The 16,371-nt window shown below is 60.9% G+C and carries 15 protein-coding genes; 5 read left to right on the plus strand and 10 right to left on the minus strand.

Going from position 1 to position 16,371, the window contains the following annotated elements; translation table 11 throughout:
• Positions 1-12: 12 nt before the first annotated feature.
• Entirely contained in the window at positions 13-1,230 is a 1,218-nt protein-coding gene (locus tag AWX27_RS01925; protein WP_060419101.1) for a sugar metabolism global transcriptional regulator Mlc, read from the minus strand.
• A gap of 159 nt (positions 1,231-1,389) precedes the next feature.
• Positions 1,390-2,280 carry a LysR family transcriptional regulator gene (locus AWX27_RS01930; RefSeq protein WP_047727629.1) on the minus strand — a complete coding sequence of 297 codons (891 nt, stop codon included), beginning with the start codon at positions 2,278-2,280 and terminating at the stop codon, positions 1,390-1,392.
• Positions 2,281-2,427: 147 nt separating this feature from the next.
• Between AWX27_RS01930 and AWX27_RS01935 the strand changes: the two genes are divergently transcribed.
• Positions 2,428-3,696, plus strand: coding sequence for an MFS transporter (locus AWX27_RS01935; protein WP_031300458.1), 1,269 nt, complete (start codon positions 2,428-2,430; stop codon positions 3,694-3,696).
• A gap of 51 nt (positions 3,697-3,747) precedes the next feature.
• Here AWX27_RS01935 and AWX27_RS01940 read toward each other — a convergent pair whose 3' ends face one another.
• Together AWX27_RS01940 and AWX27_RS01945 are read right to left on the minus strand one after the other, a co-directional pair.
• A complete protein-coding gene (locus tag AWX27_RS01940; RefSeq protein ID WP_060419103.1) occupies positions 3,748-5,034 on the minus strand; it encodes a glycoside hydrolase family 10-like protein in 1,287 nt (428 codons plus the stop codon).
• A gap of 129 nt (positions 5,035-5,163) precedes the next feature.
• Complete coding sequence (locus AWX27_RS01945; protein WP_060419105.1) at positions 5,164-6,960, minus strand: glycoside hydrolase family 3 protein; 1,797 nt, start codon at positions 6,958-6,960, stop codon at positions 5,164-5,166.
• Positions 6,961-7,291: 331 nt separating this feature from the next.
• On the opposite strand from AWX27_RS01945, the gene tus reads away from it, so the two are divergent.
• The gene (gene tus / locus AWX27_RS01950; RefSeq protein WP_038873930.1) at positions 7,292-8,230 is read left to right on the plus strand and encodes a DNA replication terminus site-binding protein; all 939 of its coding nucleotides are present in this window, start codon (positions 7,292-7,294) and stop codon (positions 8,228-8,230) included.
• Here tus and AWX27_RS01955 read toward each other — a convergent pair.
• The 3 genes from AWX27_RS01955 to AWX27_RS01965 form a co-directional block, all read right to left on the minus strand.
• The gene (locus AWX27_RS01955) at positions 8,220-8,588 is read right to left on the minus strand and encodes a VOC family protein (RefSeq protein WP_060419106.1); all 369 of its coding nucleotides are present in this window, start codon (positions 8,586-8,588) and stop codon (positions 8,220-8,222) included. The two genes, tus and AWX27_RS01955, sit on opposite strands and share 11 nt — an antisense overlap.
• 90 nt (positions 8,589-8,678) lie before the next feature.
• Positions 8,679-9,368: a helix-turn-helix transcriptional regulator gene (locus AWX27_RS01960; RefSeq protein WP_060419108.1), complete on the minus strand. Its 690-nt coding sequence runs from the start codon at positions 9,366-9,368 to the stop codon at positions 8,679-8,681.
• A gap of 1 nt (position 9,369) precedes the next feature.
• On the minus strand, positions 9,370-10,260 hold the full coding sequence (locus AWX27_RS01965) for a LysR family transcriptional regulator (protein ID WP_060419111.1): 891 nt from the start codon (positions 10,258-10,260) through the stop codon (positions 9,370-9,372).
• 102 nt (positions 10,261-10,362) lie between these two features.
• Between AWX27_RS01965 and AWX27_RS01970 the strand changes: the two genes are divergently transcribed.
• A complete protein-coding gene (locus AWX27_RS01970) occupies positions 10,363-11,028 on the plus strand; it encodes a peroxiredoxin-like family protein (RefSeq protein WP_060419113.1) in 666 nt (221 codons plus the stop codon).
• Between the two features lie 41 nt (positions 11,029-11,069).
• Here the strand turns inward: AWX27_RS01970 and fumC are convergent, their stop codons facing one another.
• The 3 genes from fumC to AWX27_RS25405 form a co-directional block, all read right to left on the minus strand.
• A complete protein-coding gene (gene fumC, locus AWX27_RS01975) occupies positions 11,070-12,467 on the minus strand; it encodes a class II fumarate hydratase (protein ID WP_060419115.1) in 1,398 nt (465 codons plus the stop codon).
• 229 nt (positions 12,468-12,696) lie between these two features.
• Positions 12,697-13,029 (minus strand): hypothetical protein, encoded by a 333-nt coding sequence (locus tag AWX27_RS01980; protein ID WP_060419117.1) that lies wholly within the window; start codon positions 13,027-13,029, stop codon positions 12,697-12,699.
• Between the two features lie 237 nt (positions 13,030-13,266).
• Entirely contained in the window at positions 13,267-13,389 is a 123-nt protein-coding gene (locus AWX27_RS25405) for a hypothetical protein (RefSeq protein ID WP_255359321.1), read from the minus strand.
• A 117-nt stretch (positions 13,390-13,506) separates the two neighbouring features.
• On the opposite strand from AWX27_RS25405, the gene manA reads away from it, so the two are divergent.
• Positions 13,507-14,685, plus strand: a complete 1,179-nt coding sequence (gene manA / locus AWX27_RS01985) for a mannose-6-phosphate isomerase (protein WP_060419119.1) — start codon at positions 13,507-13,509, stop codon at positions 14,683-14,685.
• A gap of 140 nt (positions 14,686-14,825) precedes the next feature.
• The gene (locus AWX27_RS01990) at positions 14,826-16,358 is read left to right on the plus strand and encodes a YdgA family protein (RefSeq protein ID WP_060419122.1); all 1,533 of its coding nucleotides are present in this window, start codon (positions 14,826-14,828) and stop codon (positions 16,356-16,358) included.
• Positions 16,359-16,371: the final 13 nt, after the last annotated feature.

Consider the following 16,371-nt stretch of genomic DNA (forward strand, 5'->3'; position numbering starts at 1 on the left):
GAAGTTCTGATGTTAGCCCTGCAGCAGCTGTACCAGCAACGAACCGTTGTACAGCGCCTCTTTCACCAGCGCCGCGCCGGGCATGGTGCCCTGATTGAAGAACTGCGTGGATTCGACCTTGACCTGCTCGCTGTAGGCCGGCAGCGCCTGCTGGCGAATGCAGGAGACGATGGCCGGGTGCAGGATCTCCGCCGCGCGGTTGAGCGGCGAGCCCACCAGGATCTTCTCCGGATTGAACAGATTGACCATGATTGCCAGAATGCGCCCCACGCTGTGCCCAACGCCGAGAATGATGTCCCGCGCCAGCTGATCGCCCGCCAGCGCGGCGTCGCACAGCGATTCGACGGTCAGCGGCGCGCCGTGCAGGCTGGAGCTCATCGAGCCGCTCAGCCGCTGCTGGGCGATCTCCAGCATGTTTTCGATGCTGGCCACGGTTTCGAGACAGCCGTGGTTGCCGCAGTAGCAGCGTTTGCCGTAGGGATCGACCTGGGTGTGGCCGATCTCCACCACGCTGTGGCTGCCGGCGTGCAGCACATGGCCACCGGTGATCACCCCGGCACCGACGTTGTGATCGATCACCACCTGAATGACGTTCTGGCTGCCGCGCGAGGCGCCGTACAGCGCCTCGGCCATGGTCCAGGCGCTGATATCGTGCTGCAGGTAAACCGGCAGGCCGGTGCGGGTTTCCAATGCCGGACCGAGCGGCATCTCCAGCGCGTCGTAAAACGGCATGCGATGCACCACGCCAGACTGCACGTCGATCATGCCCGGCAGCGTGATGGCGATCGCCGTCAGCCGCTCCAGCTTGCTTTGGTGGCGGATAAAGAATTGGTCGACTTCGGTCAGGATGCGTTTCAGCAACGGTTCAGGGTGTTCGGCCGCCAGCGGCAGCTGCTCCTCAACCACCAGTTTGCTGCTGAGATCGCGCAGCGCCAGCGTGATGCTGCCGCGGCTGATGCGGGCGGAAAGGTAGTGCCAGGCCTCGGTGTCCAGCACCAGCCCCACCGCCGGGCGGCCCCGGCTGCCGATTTCCTGGTACTCGGTTTCCTTGACCAGATGGGCTTCCAGCAGTTCGCGCACGATCTTGGTGATGCTGGCGGGCGCCAGCTGCGCGCGTTTTGACAGTTCGATGCGCGAAATCGGGCCCAGTTGATCGATTAGCCGATAAACCGCCCCCGCATTGGTCTGTTTGATTTGATCGATATGCCCAGGCTGCCCAACCGCAATCACAAACCTGCTCCTACTATTTTTCGCGCTTCTAAATAAAGACTAGGGGTTATGGTGGGGCTTTTGTCATACAGCGTCAACTATTTGATTCGTTATGTGATTTGCTGCACAAATTCCTCGCAATTTCAGCGTGAATTGATTTTTATTTGCCCAAGCTCAACGTCATTTCAGCATCAACGCCATCAGCGCCTGCGCGGCGGCGGTCAGCGGCCGCCGGCGGTGATGCACCAGCCACACTTCGGTGGTGGCGTCCGGCTCCGCCAGCGGCAAATAGCGCACGCCGTCCACCCGCACCCGGGCAAATGAGGCCGGCAGAATCGACACCCCTAACCCGGCGGAGACCAGCCCGATGATGGTCATCGCTTCCCCCACTTCCTGGGTGATGTACGGGGTAATGCCTGCCTTGCCGAGCAACAGCAGTATTTCGTCGTACAGCGCGGTGCCCACTTCGCGCGAGAAGAACACGAACGGCTCCTGCGCCAGATGTTGGAAACGCAGCGCGCCGCCGGGCGTTTCCGCCAGCGGATGCCCTTCCGGCACCACCGCCACCAGCGGTTCACGCAGCAGTAGCTGGTAGTGGAGCGCCTCCGGCAGCCGCGTGTTGCGCATTACCCCCAGATCCAGCTCACCGTTCAGCAACGGCTCGATCTGCTGTTTGGTGTTGATTTCGCGCATTTTGATATGCACCTGCGGAGACTGCTGACGGAAAGCGCGCAGGCTGCGCGACACCACGCCGATGAAGGGCGCGGAAGAGGTAAAGCCGATGGTCATTTCCCCCAGCTCGCCGCGATCCAGACGCGCCGCCTTTTCCGCCGCCCGCCCGACCTGATCGAGCACCTGATAGGCTTCTTTGAGGAACATCTCCCCGGCCTGGGTCAAACTGACGTTGCGGTTGTTGCGCGCCAGCAGCCGCGCGCCGACCATCTCTTCCAACGCCTGGATTTGCTGGCTGAGCGGCGGCTGGGAGATCCGCAGCCGTTCGGCGGCGCGGCCAAAATGCAGCTCTTCCGCCACGGCGATAAAGTAACGCAGGTGTCTCAGTTCGATATTCATATTTAAAACATCTTAATTTTAATTATTAATATATTAGACAAAAAACTCGCCACTCCCTATCATTTTGTTATCTGTAAAGTGTCTGTTTATCTCCCCGAAGTTCGGTAAGGAAACGCTGTGACAACCCCTGTGCGTTCTGCGGCCGCGATGCCGTCGACGCTGGCCGCCAACGATGACGCGGCCGCTGCGCCAAAAGTAAAACGCTCCACCCTCAACAACAAACTCCCCTATATCGAACGCGGCACGCCGCAGTTTATGCGCGTGACGCTGGCGCTGTTTTCCGCCGGGCTGGCGACCTTCGCGCTGCTCTACTGCGTGCAACCGATTCTGCCGGTGCTGTCACAAGATTTCGGCGTATCGCCGGCGGAAAGCAGCCTGTCGCTTTCGGTCTCCACCGGTCTGCTGGCGATCGGCCTGATGTTCACCGGGCCGCTGTCCGACGCCATTGGCCGCAAGTCGGTGATGGTGGTAGCGCTGCTACTGGCGGCGGTATGCACGCTGATCTGCGCCTTTATGACCAGCTGGCACGGCATTTTGCTGATGCGCGCGCTGATCGGCCTGTCGCTGAGCGGCGTGGCGGCGGTCGGCATGACCTACCTCAGCGAAGAGATCCACCCCAGCTTCGTCGCCTTCTCAATGGGGCTGTACATCAGCGGCAACTCGATCGGCGGCATGAGCGGCCGCCTGGTGACCGGGGTGTTGACCGACTTCTTCTCCTGGCGCGTATCGCTCGGGGTCATCGGCCTGTTCGCCCTCGCCGCCGCCTGCATGTTCTGGCGCATCCTGCCCGCCTCGCGGCATTTTCGCGCCAGCTCGCTGCGCCCGCGCACCCTGCTGATCAACTTCAAGCTGCATTGGCACGATAAGGGCCTGCCGCTGCTGTTCGCGGAAGGGTTCCTGCTGATGGGCAGCTTCGTCACCCTGTTCAACTACATCGGCTATCGCCTGCTGGCAGATCCTTACCACCTGAGCCAGGCGATTGTCGGCCTGCTGTCGGTGGTATACCTCACCGGCTCCTACAGCTCGCCCAAGGCCGGCGCGCTCACCTCACGCTTCGGGCGCGGCCCGGTGCTGCTGGCCTCGATCGTGATTATGCTGATCGGGATTCTGATTACCGCGCTGCCGCAGGTGCCGGCTATCTTTATCGGCATGATGCTGTTCACCGCCGGTTTCTTCGCCGCCCACTCGGTGGCCAGCAGCTGGATCGGCCGCCGTGCGCGCCGCGCCAAAGGCCAGGCGTCGTCGCTGTATCTGTTCTGCTATTACGTTGGATCCAGCGTGGCCGGCACCCTCGGCGGCGTGTTCTGGCACAGCTTCGGCTGGAATGGCGTGGCGGCGTTCATCAGCCTGATGCTGCTGCTGGCGCTGCTGGTGGTGCATTACCTGAAACGCCTGCCGGAAGCGGCCCGCCTCTGAAAAGAAAAAGCCGCGGTGGTTTGCCGCGGCTCGTCATGCCAGTGCCTGTGATTATTGGCCGGTTTTCCAGCGGGTGCGCAGGTACTCCACCGCCTTGTCCGTTTGCGGCTCAGTCAAATAACGTTGCCGGAACAGAATGGTTCCCCCCATTCCCGGCAGGCTCTCGTTGAGATCCAGCTGCCTTTTCAGCTCGGGAACGCCGCCGTCGACGGTCCAGGCCGGCTCGCTGGCGGCAGGCGTACCCACTTTATACAACGCCACCCCGGCATAGAGCCGAACCGGCGTGCCTTTCACCACCTCGGCCCACCAGTTGGCCAGCACGTCGTAGCGGACAATTTCACGATCAAAAGGCCAATACAGCTGCGGCGCGATGTAATCGAGCAGCCCCAGTTTGACCCACTGGCGCGTATCGGCATAGGCCGTATCGTACGATGGCGCGCCGGCCCGCGTCGCCGAGCCGGCAGGATCGTCCGCCTGGTTTCGCCAGACGCCCGCCGGGCTGACGCCAAACGCCACCGCGGGCTTCAAGGCTCGCACGGTGGCTGAAACCTGTTTTATCAATTGCAGCGTGTTGTCCCTGCGCCAGGCGGCTTTGTCTGCAAACCCTTTGCCGTATGCGCGATACGTTCGTTCATCATCCAGCGGCGATTGCGGCGTTTCGTAATAGAAATAATCGTCAAACTGAATGCCGTCGACCTCATAGTTTTTGACAATTTCGGTCACCACGCTGGTGATCCAGTTGCGCACGTCGGGCAGACCGGGATCGAGCACGAAGCGCTCGTTGGCGGTGCGAATCCAGTCGGGATGCAGCGCATAGACGCTGGCCGGCGGCGACTGCAGCGTATGATTAAGTGCGTCAATCGTTTGTGGGCGGGTATTCATAGAAACCCGATAGGGATTCAGCCAGGCATGCACTTTGATGCCGCGGCGGTGCGCTTCTTGCAGCATAAAGGCCAGCGGATCGTAACCCGGATCCTGGCCCACGGTGCCGGTCAAGACTTCTGACCAGGGCAAGATGTTTGAGCGCCACAGGGCCGTGCCGTCCGGTTTAACCTGAAAATACACCGCGTTAATCCCGGTTTTCACCATCTCGTCCAGCGCGTCCGTCAGCCCCTGTTTCTGCAGGCGAACCCGCTCTTGCGCGGTTTCCGCTTTCAGGGAGGCCGCCGGCGGCCAATCCAGGCCAATGACCGTGGCCAGCCAGATGCCCCGCATCGGTGTTATCGGCGGCGTCGGTTGCGGGGGCTTCTCCGGTTCGGGCGGCTTGGCGCACCCGCTCACGCCCAGCATGGCGGCCATCAACAGCCATCCGCCTAATTTTGTTGCGCCTGTCGGCATTCTGATTCTCCTTCCGTGAGTGACGGTTATCCCATGTCGTTGCGTGCAGAACAAGAAACGGCCCGATTTCTCAGTGCTATTTCGCTGCCGGCGTCGCCCTGTTCAGACGACGCCGGTGTCCTTATCCCATTACCAGCTCAGCCCCGTGCCGCGAGGGAACGCCACCTTGCCCGTATTGGTTTCCACATCGTAGTCATGCCAGGTATTGACCGGCAGTTTGCCCTGCGGTTTGATTTTGCCCGTCAGCACCTGCGCCAAAGAGACCATCGAAGGGCCACGCCACACGCCGCTGTCATAACCGTAATAGGAATAGGTGGCGACGGCCGCCTCCACCTCGGCGGCATAGTTCACGATATCGTAAGGTGCGCGCAGTGAGAGGTGAACGCGTTTCTTCCCCTGCTCGGCGGCGTATTTCAACCAGCCCGGATAAGGGCTGCTGTCATTGCTCGCTCCGGTTGCGGAGGTAACGACCCCATCCTGTTCAGCCGGCGTAAAGCGGGTTGATAGGGTTCCTAGCAAGAACACGTCGCAGCCGGCAATATGTTCCCTAACCTGGGCGTCGCTCAGCTCCGTTTCCTTCGCGGCAACGACGTTCTGATACCCCTCCTGCGCCATCACGCGCGCAATGCCGCTGGCTTGCTCGCCCCACGGCGTCAGAATAAAGTAGCGCAGCGCCTTGTCCTTTAACGGCAACAGGCTGTGGCGGTTGATCACCACGGTAATGGAACGATCGGCGATGCGTTTTTCCAGCTTGTGCGCTGACGACGCAACGTCGTTGGAACACGGCCTATCGCTATGGTCCATCAGGCTATGGCGTAATTTCAGGCGCAAAATTCGCTCGACCGAGGCATCGATATCGGCCTCGCTGAGATGCCCCGTTTTCACTCTGTCCGCAAGGTACCGGATCAACGCCGGTAGCAGGCTCGCCTGGGCCGGCGAGGCGATGCTGACAGGCATCAAAGCAATATCCACCCCGGCGGCAAAGACGTTTTCAGCCGCTGCTTGCTGGCTGAAATGCTCGGCAATCGCGCCCATATCCAGCGCATCTGAAATCGTTACGCCCGCATACCCCAATTCATTGCGCAGGATCTGGGTCTGAATTTCATGCGACATGGTGGCCGGCACCGTGATTTTTTCACCGCTGCGGGTATCTATCTGGCGGTTATCCAATGCCGGATACTGAATATGCGCGGTCATGACCATGTCCGGCGCCACGCAGCGATCGATGGCCTGCTTGTAAGGGGCGATATCGATGGCAAAGGCCTCTTCCCGCGTGCGATCGACGCGCGGCAGGCCGGTATGTGAGTCGGTGGAGGTGCTGCCATGGCCGGGGAAGTGCTTATACGCGGTGATCAGCCCCTGGTGTTTCATGCCCGCCACCATTTTCTCTGCCAGACGAGAAACGGTGTTCTTATCATCGCTGAAGGCGCGAACGTTAATCACCGGGTTGAACGGGTTGGTGTTGACATCCACGACCGGGGCAAAGTTGGTATTGATATGCAACGCGCGCATATCCTGAGCCATCAGCTTGCCCTGTTCAACGGCGAGCTGTTCATCCGCTCCCCCTTCAATCGCCGCCGCCAGCGCCATATTGCCGGGGAATGAGGCATAGTCGCCGCGCGGCAGCCGGAAAACGTTACCGCCTTCGTTATCCGTGCCAATAAACAAACGAATGCCCGCGTGGGTTTTCATCGCGGCATACCAGGCCGTCAACGTGTTGATCTGCTGCTTGTCTTTCAGATTATTGGCGAACAGGATCACCCCACCCACGTGGTTATCGGCGATCAGCTTGCCAATGGCTTCATCGGGGACGGTCATATCCTGATTGCTGCTACCGTTCCGATCCCAGTAGCGAAAATCCAGCATGATTTTTTGCCCGATCTTCTCTTCCAGCGTCATGTTTTTGACTTTCTGTTTAATATCCACAGTGAACCTCCGTTTAAAGCACCCGTTAATGACAGAAGAAAAGATAACCCCAAGGGCTCATAGCGTCCTGCCATTCTGTTTGTTCCAGTGATTGGACAACGGCGATCGGAAAATGGATTAAACAAAACGCAAACAAACAGGAGAAAATCCATCAATGAATCAAAACACTACGCATACCGGGTGTATTACGTGCCCTGCCGTAGAGGCCGCTATGGCGCATTTTCCGCTGGTAAGCCGGGTGGCCGGTGAAGCTGCCGTCGGCTCAGGGGCCGATGTTGCCCCCAGTCCGCCACTCTTCTATAGTATGTTGTAACTAATATAGGAGCATGCGATGAGCAGATACGATGTAATTGGCCGGATGAACGCCTGCTTTACCGAGCTGGAGCAGGCGCTCGGCGCGCTGCAGCAGCAGATCGCCCCGCTGCGGTTGCTGGCGGCGCGGGTGTTCAGCCTGCCGGAGGTTGAAAAAGGTCAGGAGCATCAGGCTATCTCGCATATCGCGGTCGAACAACATGTGGGGCAAGCAGCGCGCGATCTGGCGCTGGAGCATTATCAGCGGCTATTCATCCACCATAACCGGGAGAATGTCAGCAGCAAGGCCGCCGTGCGCCTGCCCGGCGTCATCTGCCTGGCGGTGGAACAGCCGGAGTATCAGGCGCTGCAAACGCAGCTGGCGCTCATCAACCGACTGAAGGGCGAACTGGAACAGATTATCACCGTCGATTCCGGCCTGGCGCCGGAGCAGCGTTTCGAGTTCGTGCACACCCATCTGCACGGGCTGATTACCCTCAGCGCCTATCGCACCCTCACCGCCCTGACCAATCCCGACTCCGTGCGCTTCGGCTGGGCCAACAAGCACATCATCAAAAACGTCAAGCGGGACGACATCCTGGCGCAGCTGGAGAAAAGCCTGAAAGCCGGCCGTGCAGTGCCGCCGCACAGCCGTGAACAGTGGGCTGCCCTGGTCAGCCGCGAGATAGACGACGTCAGCCGCCTGCCGCAACACGCGACGCTGAAAATCAAGCGGCCGGTCAAAGTGCAGCCAATCGCCCGGGTGTGGTATCAGCAGCAGCAAAAACAGGTGCAACACCCCTGCCCGCTGCCGCTGATCGCCCTGTGTCAGGCCGAGAGCGGCGCCACAGTGCCGAAGATTGGCGAGCTGCTCAACTACGACGTCGACGCGGTGAAACACCGCTACAAACCCGACGCCCGGCCGCTGCGGCTGCTGGTGCCGCGCCTGCACCTGTATACCGACGACGCTACTCGCTGAGGGCATACACCCGCAGGCGATGGCCGTCCGGATCTCGCGCCACGAAGGTGTAACCGAACTCCATCTCGGTCGGCGTTTGCTCAATCGGCAGCCCGAGTTCGCGCCACTGGTTATAGCGCGCCTCGACCTCTTGCGGATCCTGGCACAAAAAGCCCAGTTCACCGCCGCCGCCGGTCAGGGTCGCCGTAGGTTTTACCCCCTGTTTGGCCCACATCCCCAGCTTGAAGCCGTTGTTGAGCACGAACAGGGCGAAGCCGGGGGAAAGCTCTACCGGCGCCTGTCCCAGTAAACGTTGATAAAAGGCAGCGCTGTTCAGCGGGTTGTCGACGTAAAGCAGGGTCATGCTGGGAAGGGTCATCGGTCTGTCCTCTGGGTGATGGGAACCGGCCGGTTCCCGATAGGCACAGACTAAGGGGTGCGACTGACAGTTTATGGCAGCAGCGTGCCGCTATTGCTCCGCAATGCCCTCGCTGAGGCGCCACTCTTTCAGCAGCAGCCGCCGGCCGCGCGGATAGCGCTGTTCCAAAGGTGTAGCGGCCTGAATGCGATCGAGGCGAAAATGGCGAAACGCCTGGCGCAGCTCGCACCAGGCAACCAGCATCTGGAACTGGTCGAAAAAACCCAGCGCAAAGGGCCACAGCAGGCGTTCGCTGCGCTGCCCCGCCAGATCGAGATAGTCGATATGCAGCTTGCGCTCGCGGCGGATGGTGTCACGGATCAGCACCCGCATCGCATCCGCCACCGGCGGCGCCTGAACCGGCGCGATCAACAGCGTGTTGGCCTCCAGCTCCTCCCGCAGCGCCGGCGGCAGCACGTCGGCGATCTTGGCCAGCGCCTGGCCCGCCGCACTCGCCAGCTGGCTGTCGCCGCGGCGGCTGACCCAGCGCATCCCCAGCACCAGCGCCTCTGTCTCTGCCTGCGAGAACATCAGCGGCGGCAGCATAAAGCCGGGCCGCAGCACATAGCCGACGCCCGCCTCGCCGACGATCTCCGCCCCCTGCTGCTGCAGCGTAGCGATATCGCGGTACAGCGTGCGCATGCTGATGCCCAGCGTTTGCGCCAGCGCATGGCCCGCCACCGGATAACGGTGGCTGCGCAGCAGCTGCATCAGATCGAGTAAACGTTGTGCGCGCGACATATCACGGCTCCCTGCATAACGCAGTTTGGACAAAGTCGGCAAAGGCCCGCGCCTTGGCCGAGACGAAATGACCGCCGGGGAACACCGCCCACAGCGCCAGCGGCGGCAGCTGCCAGTCCGCTAATGCCGCGATCGCCGCCCCGCTTTGCAGCTCGCTGCGGAACATGCCTTCGCTGGCGATAGTGGGCCCGAATCCCGCCAACACCAGCTCGCGCACGCACTCCGCCGCATTGACCCGCATGCGCCCCGGCAGCCGCAGCGCGCGCTGTTCTCCTTCGCGGCTGAAGCGCCAGTGCTCGCCGCCACCACGGCGGTGGTAAATCACCAGCTCGTGCTGCAACAGATCTTCCGGCCGCTGCGGCATGCCGGCGGCGGCAAAATAGCCGGGCGTGCCGATCACACATTGCTTTACCTCACCCAGTTTACGGGCGGTAAAGCCGGAATCTTCCAGCTCGCCGATACACAGGGCAATATCGATGCCCTCTTCAATCAACGACAGGTTGCCGTCATCCAGCAGCAGATCGACGCTCAAACGCGGGTTGGCGCGCATAAACGCCGTCAAATCAGGCAAGGGAACGATGCGGGCGAACACCGCCGCCGAGGCGACCCGCAGCCGGCCGCTCAGCATTTCGCCGGCGTTCTGCACCAGCGCTTCCGTCTCCGCCAGCTCGTTCAGGATACGCCGAGTGCGTTGATACAGCTGCTGCCCCGCATCCGTCGGCTGCAGGCCGTGGGTCGAGCGCAGCATCAGGCGTGTGCCGAGCTGCTGTTCCAGCCGCGCCACCGCTTTCGAGACCGCCGGCTGCCCCACGTGCAGCCGCCGCGCCGCTGCGGTAAAGGAACCGCTCTCGTAAACGCAGGCATAGGTTTCGTAATCGGCAAACTTGCCCATAGCATTCCTTACTGGAATAACGGTTAGCATTTATTGCAGTCTACACGCGCCATTCAGGAATGGGCAAGATGAGCGCAACCCTCATTCCCGTCAGGAGAACGCATGACACTGCAAGACAAACTCGATGCCTTCAAAGCGGAGTTCGAATCCGGCCAACTGCCGTTCACACTCACAGAACAAGAGCACGCGCTGATGCGTAAGGCGATCCAAACGCAGATCGCTGCCGGCATCGCCGAACGCGCCCTTAAGGTCGGCGACGCCGCGCCCGGCTTTACCCTGTCGGACGGCGAAAACCGGCCATGTTCCTCCGCGGCGCTGTTGGCGAAGGGCCCGCTGGTCGTCAGTTTCTATCGCGGGATCTGGTGCCCCTACTGTACGCTCGATCTGCAGGCCCTGCAGGCCGCATTGCCCGCCATCACGCAGTACGGCGCGCAGCTCGTGGCCGTTTCGCCGCAGAGCGCGGTGCATAACCGCCAGGCCATGCACGATCACGATCTCACCTTTGCGCTGCTCAGCGATGCCGGCAACCGTCTGGCGGCCCAATTCGGCCTGCGTTACCGCCTGCCGGACGCGCTGATCGCCCTGTATCAACAGCGGCTCGGCCTCGATCTGGCGCAGTTCAACCAGGATGATAGCTGGACGCTGCCGCTGCCGGCGCGGTTCGTCATCGCCCGCGATGGCCGTATCGCCTATGCCGAAGCGCACGCCGATTACACCCGGCGGCCGGAGCCGCAGGCGCTGTTGTCGGTGCTGGAGAGATTGGCTTGAAAAGACGGGGCGCAAACGCGCCCCGTTTGAACATGACGTGATTATTTCTGCATGCTGCCGACCATCGCTTCCGGCCGCACCCACTCGTCGAACTGCGCGTCGGTCAGGTAGCCGAGCTTCAGCGCCGCGGCTTTCAGCGTCAGCCCTTCCTTGTGCGCTTTCTTGGCGATTTCCGCCGCCTTGTCGTAGCCGATGTGGGTGTTGAGCGCCGTCACCAGCATCAGCGATTCGTTCAGCAGCTGGGTGATGCGATCGCGGTTCGGTTCGATGCCCACCGCGCAGTGCTCGTTGAAGCCCTGCATGCCGTCGGCCAGCAGGCGAATCGACTGCAGGTAGTTGTGGATCACCATCGGGCGGAACACGTTCAGCTCGAAGTTGCCGGAAGCGCCGCCGATGTTCACCGCCACGTCATTGCCCAGCACCTGGGCGCACAGCATGGTCATCGCCTCGCACTGGGTCGGGTTAACTTTGCCCGGCATGATGGAGCTGCCCGGTTCGTTCTCCGGGATCGAAATCTCGCCGATGCCGCAGCGCGGGCCGGACGCCAGCCAGCGCACGTCGTTGGCGATCTTCATCAGTGAAGCCGCCAGCCCTTTCAGCGCGCCATGCCCTTGCACCAGCGCGTCGCAGGTCGCCAGCGCTTCGAACTTGTTCGGGGCGGTGACGAACGGCTGATGGGTCAACTCCGCCAGCGCTTTGGCCACGCGCACCGCGTACTCAGGATGGGTGTTCAGGCCGGTGCCGACCGCCGTGCCGCCCAGCGCCAGCTCGGCGATGTGCGGGATACTGTCTTCGATGTGCTTCAGGTTGTGCGCCAGCATCGCCGCCCAGCCGGAGATCTCCTGCCCCAGGGTCAGCGGCGTGGCGTCCTGCAGGTGGGTGCGGCCGATTTTGACGATGTCGCGGTAGGCTTCGGCCTTGTCGCTCAGCGTCTTGTGCAGCACTTTCAGCTCGGGGATCAGGTGCTCGCGCAGCGCAATCACCGCCGCCACGTGCATCGCGGTGGGAAACACGTCGTTGGAGCTCTGGCTTTTATTGACGTCGTCGTTCGGGTGCACCTTGCGCTCTTCACCGCGCACGCCGCCCAGCAGCTCGCTGGCGCGGTTGGCCAACACTTCGTTCATGTTCATGTTGGTCTGGGTACCGGAACCGGTTTGCCAGATGGACAGCGGGAACTGATCGGCATGGCTGTCCGCCAGCACTTCGTCGGCGGCGTTGATGATGGCGGCGCCCCGCTCGGCCGGCAGCAGCCCCAGATCCACGTTCACCTGCGCAGCGGCGCGCTTGGTCAACGCCAGCGCATGGATCAGCGCGGTCGGCATCTTTTCGGAGGAAATGCGGAAATGCGCCAACGAGCGCTGGGTCTGCGCGCCCCACAGCTTGTCGGCCGGTACTTCGATGGGGCCCATAGAGTCTTTTTCGATACGAACGCCTGCCATCATTGTCTCCTTAGCATAATTCCTAAAATTGTAGGGTTAGGCCGACGCGCTCCCCCCCGTCGGCACGCACTCCCAGTATAGTGACATAATAACTATTCGCATTAAGAGAGTTATCTCACAGCACGTTTCATCTCTTTTACTCCTTCATGACGCGGTTATTTGCCGCCGGTTAACCCGCGCCAAAATAAACGGCCGGGCATGCCCCGGAGAATACAAGCGTGGGTCACGATTAACGCGGATGACGCGAATTAAAATTATTGATGCGCTGGGCCTGTAAATGATTAAGCTCATCGATACGTTGCTGCTGCAGATGATTGATTTCGTCGTAGGCGTCCTGCCGTTCATTATGGCGATAGGCCCCGGTCGCCACCGCGCCGGCGGTGAGCGCCAGCGGATGGGCCACGGGCGCGATCGCGGCGGGAAGCACGACCGGCGCGGGTGCAACGACGATCGGCGCCGGCGCGATCACCACGGTGCGCGGCGCGGCGTAAGGATAGGTGACAATCACCGCCGCCTGGGTTGCGCCGGTGCAAAGCCCCAACAGCAACAACAGTTTTTTCATGCAACAGACCTCTGGTTTCGTTAAATCGACTCGTTAGCCCTTACGGTAAAGAGGTCTGGCGCGTCGGTTTAAGCTCGGCGTGTGATCGCCCCGCGCAGCGCGAAAATAATAATAAGGGAATGGCTCAGACGGTAAAAAATAAATTCAGCCGACATATTTTGACATGCTGAAAAATAAATAATGAGGCAGGATGCCCGGGCTATCGGCAATAACCCCACTGCCCCAAAGAATAATCGATTAGCGGCTTTTGACGGCCGCCTTGAGGCCCAGTGCGCCATTTGAGGCGCCGATCGTTATCACGTTATACTTTGGCCCGTTGCCGGGCGCGACGTTATCCGGCGTTATTTTGATCGCGCCCATGATTTTTCCCGCCGACGCGGGCGTATGATGGTCGTCGGCATAGATTAAGTTAATCTTATAAAATCAGTGAGTTATTGCTATGCAGTGCGGCAATGACGCAGAAGGACGTTTATCGACATGCAAAAAATGACCAACGCGGTACAGAATTACGCCTGGGGCAGCCACGATGCGCTGACCCGTCTTTACGGCATCGCCAACCCCGATAATCAGCCGATGGCCGAACTGTGGATGGGCGCCCATCCCAAGAGCCCTTCCCGCGTGCCGGGCGCCGATGGCGCACTGCGTTCGCTGCGCGAGCTGATCGATGAAGACCAGCCAAAGCAACTGGGCGCCGACGTCGCCAGCCGCTTTGGCGAGTTGCCGTTCCTGTTTAAAGTGCTGTGCGCCGATCAACCGCTGTCGATCCAGGTCCACCCGAGCAAAGCGGCGGCCGAGATCGGCTTCGCGAAAGAGAACGCTGCCGGCATCCCGCTGAGCGCCGCCGAACGCAATTACAAAGACCCCAATCACAAGCCCGAGCTGGTCTTCGCCCTGACGCCGTTCCTGGCGATGAACGGCTTTCGCGAACTGACCGATATCGTTTCCCTGCTGCAGCCGATCGCCGGCGCGCACCACGACATCGCCACCTTCCTGCAGCAGCCGGACACCGCGCATCTGTCCACCCTGTTCGCCAGCCTGTTGACCATGAGCGGCGAGCAAAAATCGCTGGCGCTCGGCGTGCTGAAAGCCGCGCTCAACAACCAGCAGGGCGAGCCCTGGGATACCGTGCGCTTTATCGCCGGCTTTTATCCGGACGACAGCGGCCTGTTCTCACCGCTGCTGCTGAACGTGGTGCAGCTCGCGCCGGGCGAAGCGATGTTCCTGTACGCGGAAACGCCGCACGCCTACCTGAAAGGGGTGGCGCTGGAGGTGATGGCCAACTCGGATAACGTGCTGCGCGCGGGCCTGACGCCGAAATTCATCGACGTGCCTGAGCTGCTGGCCAACCTGCAGTTCCGCCCACAGCCGGCGTCCGGCCTGCTGACCCAGCCGGAGCAACGCGGCAACGAGCTGTTCTTCCCGATCCCGGTGGAGGATTTCGCCTTCTCGCTGCACGATTTGACCGCCGCACCGCAGGCGCTGGCGCAGCGAAGCGCGGCCATCGTGTTCTGCGTCGCCGGCGAAGCGACGCTGGAAAAATCCGGGCAGCGCCTGACGCTCAAACCGGGCGAATCCTGCTTTATCGGGGCTTTCGAATCCCCGGTCAACGTCAGCGGCAGCGGCCGCATCGCCAGGGTTTATAACCAGCTGACCTAACCGTTGATAAATTTCAGCAAATTGCTTGCTGAAAGCGAGAGCTACCCCCACAATTAAACGCCTGCGGGCGTTTTTTGTCGGCCCCTATTTGCCCCTCCCGCGCAACGGAGGGTGATAAGAAAAAAGGATGAAACAGAGCTATGAAAAAATCGTTAGTCGCTGTCAGCGTCATTGTGGTTCTTGGCGCAGCATGGACCGGGGCATCCTGGTACACCGGGAAACTGATCGAGCAGCACATGGGCGAAGTCGTGGACAACGCCAACGGCCAGCTGAAAGCTTACCTGCCGAAAGCCGGCGTGAAGTTGAGCTATGAAAATTACCAGCGCGGCCTGTTCAGCAGTAAAGTGCGTTATGTGCTGCGTTCCGACGGCACGGATACCAGTGAAAACGCGGCGCTGAAAGCCGGTGAAGAAGTGGCGTTCCTGGAAACCATCGATCACGGCCCGTTCCCCTTCGCCCAGCTGAAAAAATTCAATCTGCTGCCGAGCATGGCGTCGGTGCATACCGAGCTGGAAAATACCCCGGCGGTGAAAGGTCTGTTTGACACCACCAAAGGCAAATCGCTGTTTACCGCCGATTCGCGCATCTCTTACAGCGGGGACACCTCGTCTGCCATCGACATCATCCCGCTGGACTACCAAAAAGATAAGTCTTCGCTGAAATTCAGCGGCGCCACCATTAACGCTGACGTGTCCAGCGATCTGAAAAAATTCGTGCTGGACGCCAATAGCGACAATATCGTGTTCGCCAGCCCGAACGAATTCGGTCAAAACGAGCAGATCACCTTCCAGGGCTTCAACCTGAAAGGCAACAGCAACGAGAGCAAGTTCGGCGTGAAGCTCGGCGATCAGACGATGACGCTGAAGCAGTTCAAACTGACGATCGACGGTAAAGATACCGTGGCGTTGGACGGTTTCAACCTGGTGAGCAAGTTCGGCGAGCAAGGCAGCAGCAACATCGGCGGCCAGATCGACTACACCATGGACGCGCTCAAGGTGCAGGGCAACGACTTCGGCGCCGGCAAGCTGGCGCTGAAAATCGACAACGTCGACGGCAAGGCGCTGAAAGACTTCGCCGACAGCTACAACCGCCAGACCATGGCGCTGCTGCAACAGGGCGAGAACCTGGATCCGGCCGTGTATGAGCAGCAAAACGCCGAACTGCTGCAAAAGAACCTGCCGCTGCTGCTGAAAGGCAACCCGAGCCTCAGCATCGCACCGCTGAGCTGGAAAAACAGCAAGGGCGAGAGCACCTTCACGCTGGATCTGGCGCTGACCGATCCGAGCAAGGCCGCTTCCCCGGCACAATCGCCGGATCAGCTGATCGCGCAGGCGGTTAAAAAGCTGGATATCAACCTGACCATTCCGGAAGCGATGGCTACCGAAGTGACCGCGAAAACCGCGCTGTTGCAGGGTTACAACGAGGAAGACGCGCAGAAACTGGCGCAGCAGCAAGTGCAGGGCCTGGCGGCCATGGGCCAGATGTTCAAGCTGACCACCCAGAAAGACGGCGTGATCGCGAGCACGTTCCACTATGCCGACAATCAGGTTGACCTGAACGGCAACAAAATGTCGCTGCAGGAGTTCATCGGCCAGTTCGGCCTGCTGGGCGCCCCGGCGGAAGACGGCGAACCGGCGCAGGATGCACAACCTGCTCCGGCACCGGCGCAGTAAGCGTTTGAAAGCC

This window comes from Serratia sp. 2880STDY5682894, assembly GCF_001537385.1.
Classification (GTDB): Bacteria; Pseudomonadota; Gammaproteobacteria; order Enterobacterales; family Enterobacteriaceae; genus Serratia; species Serratia nevei.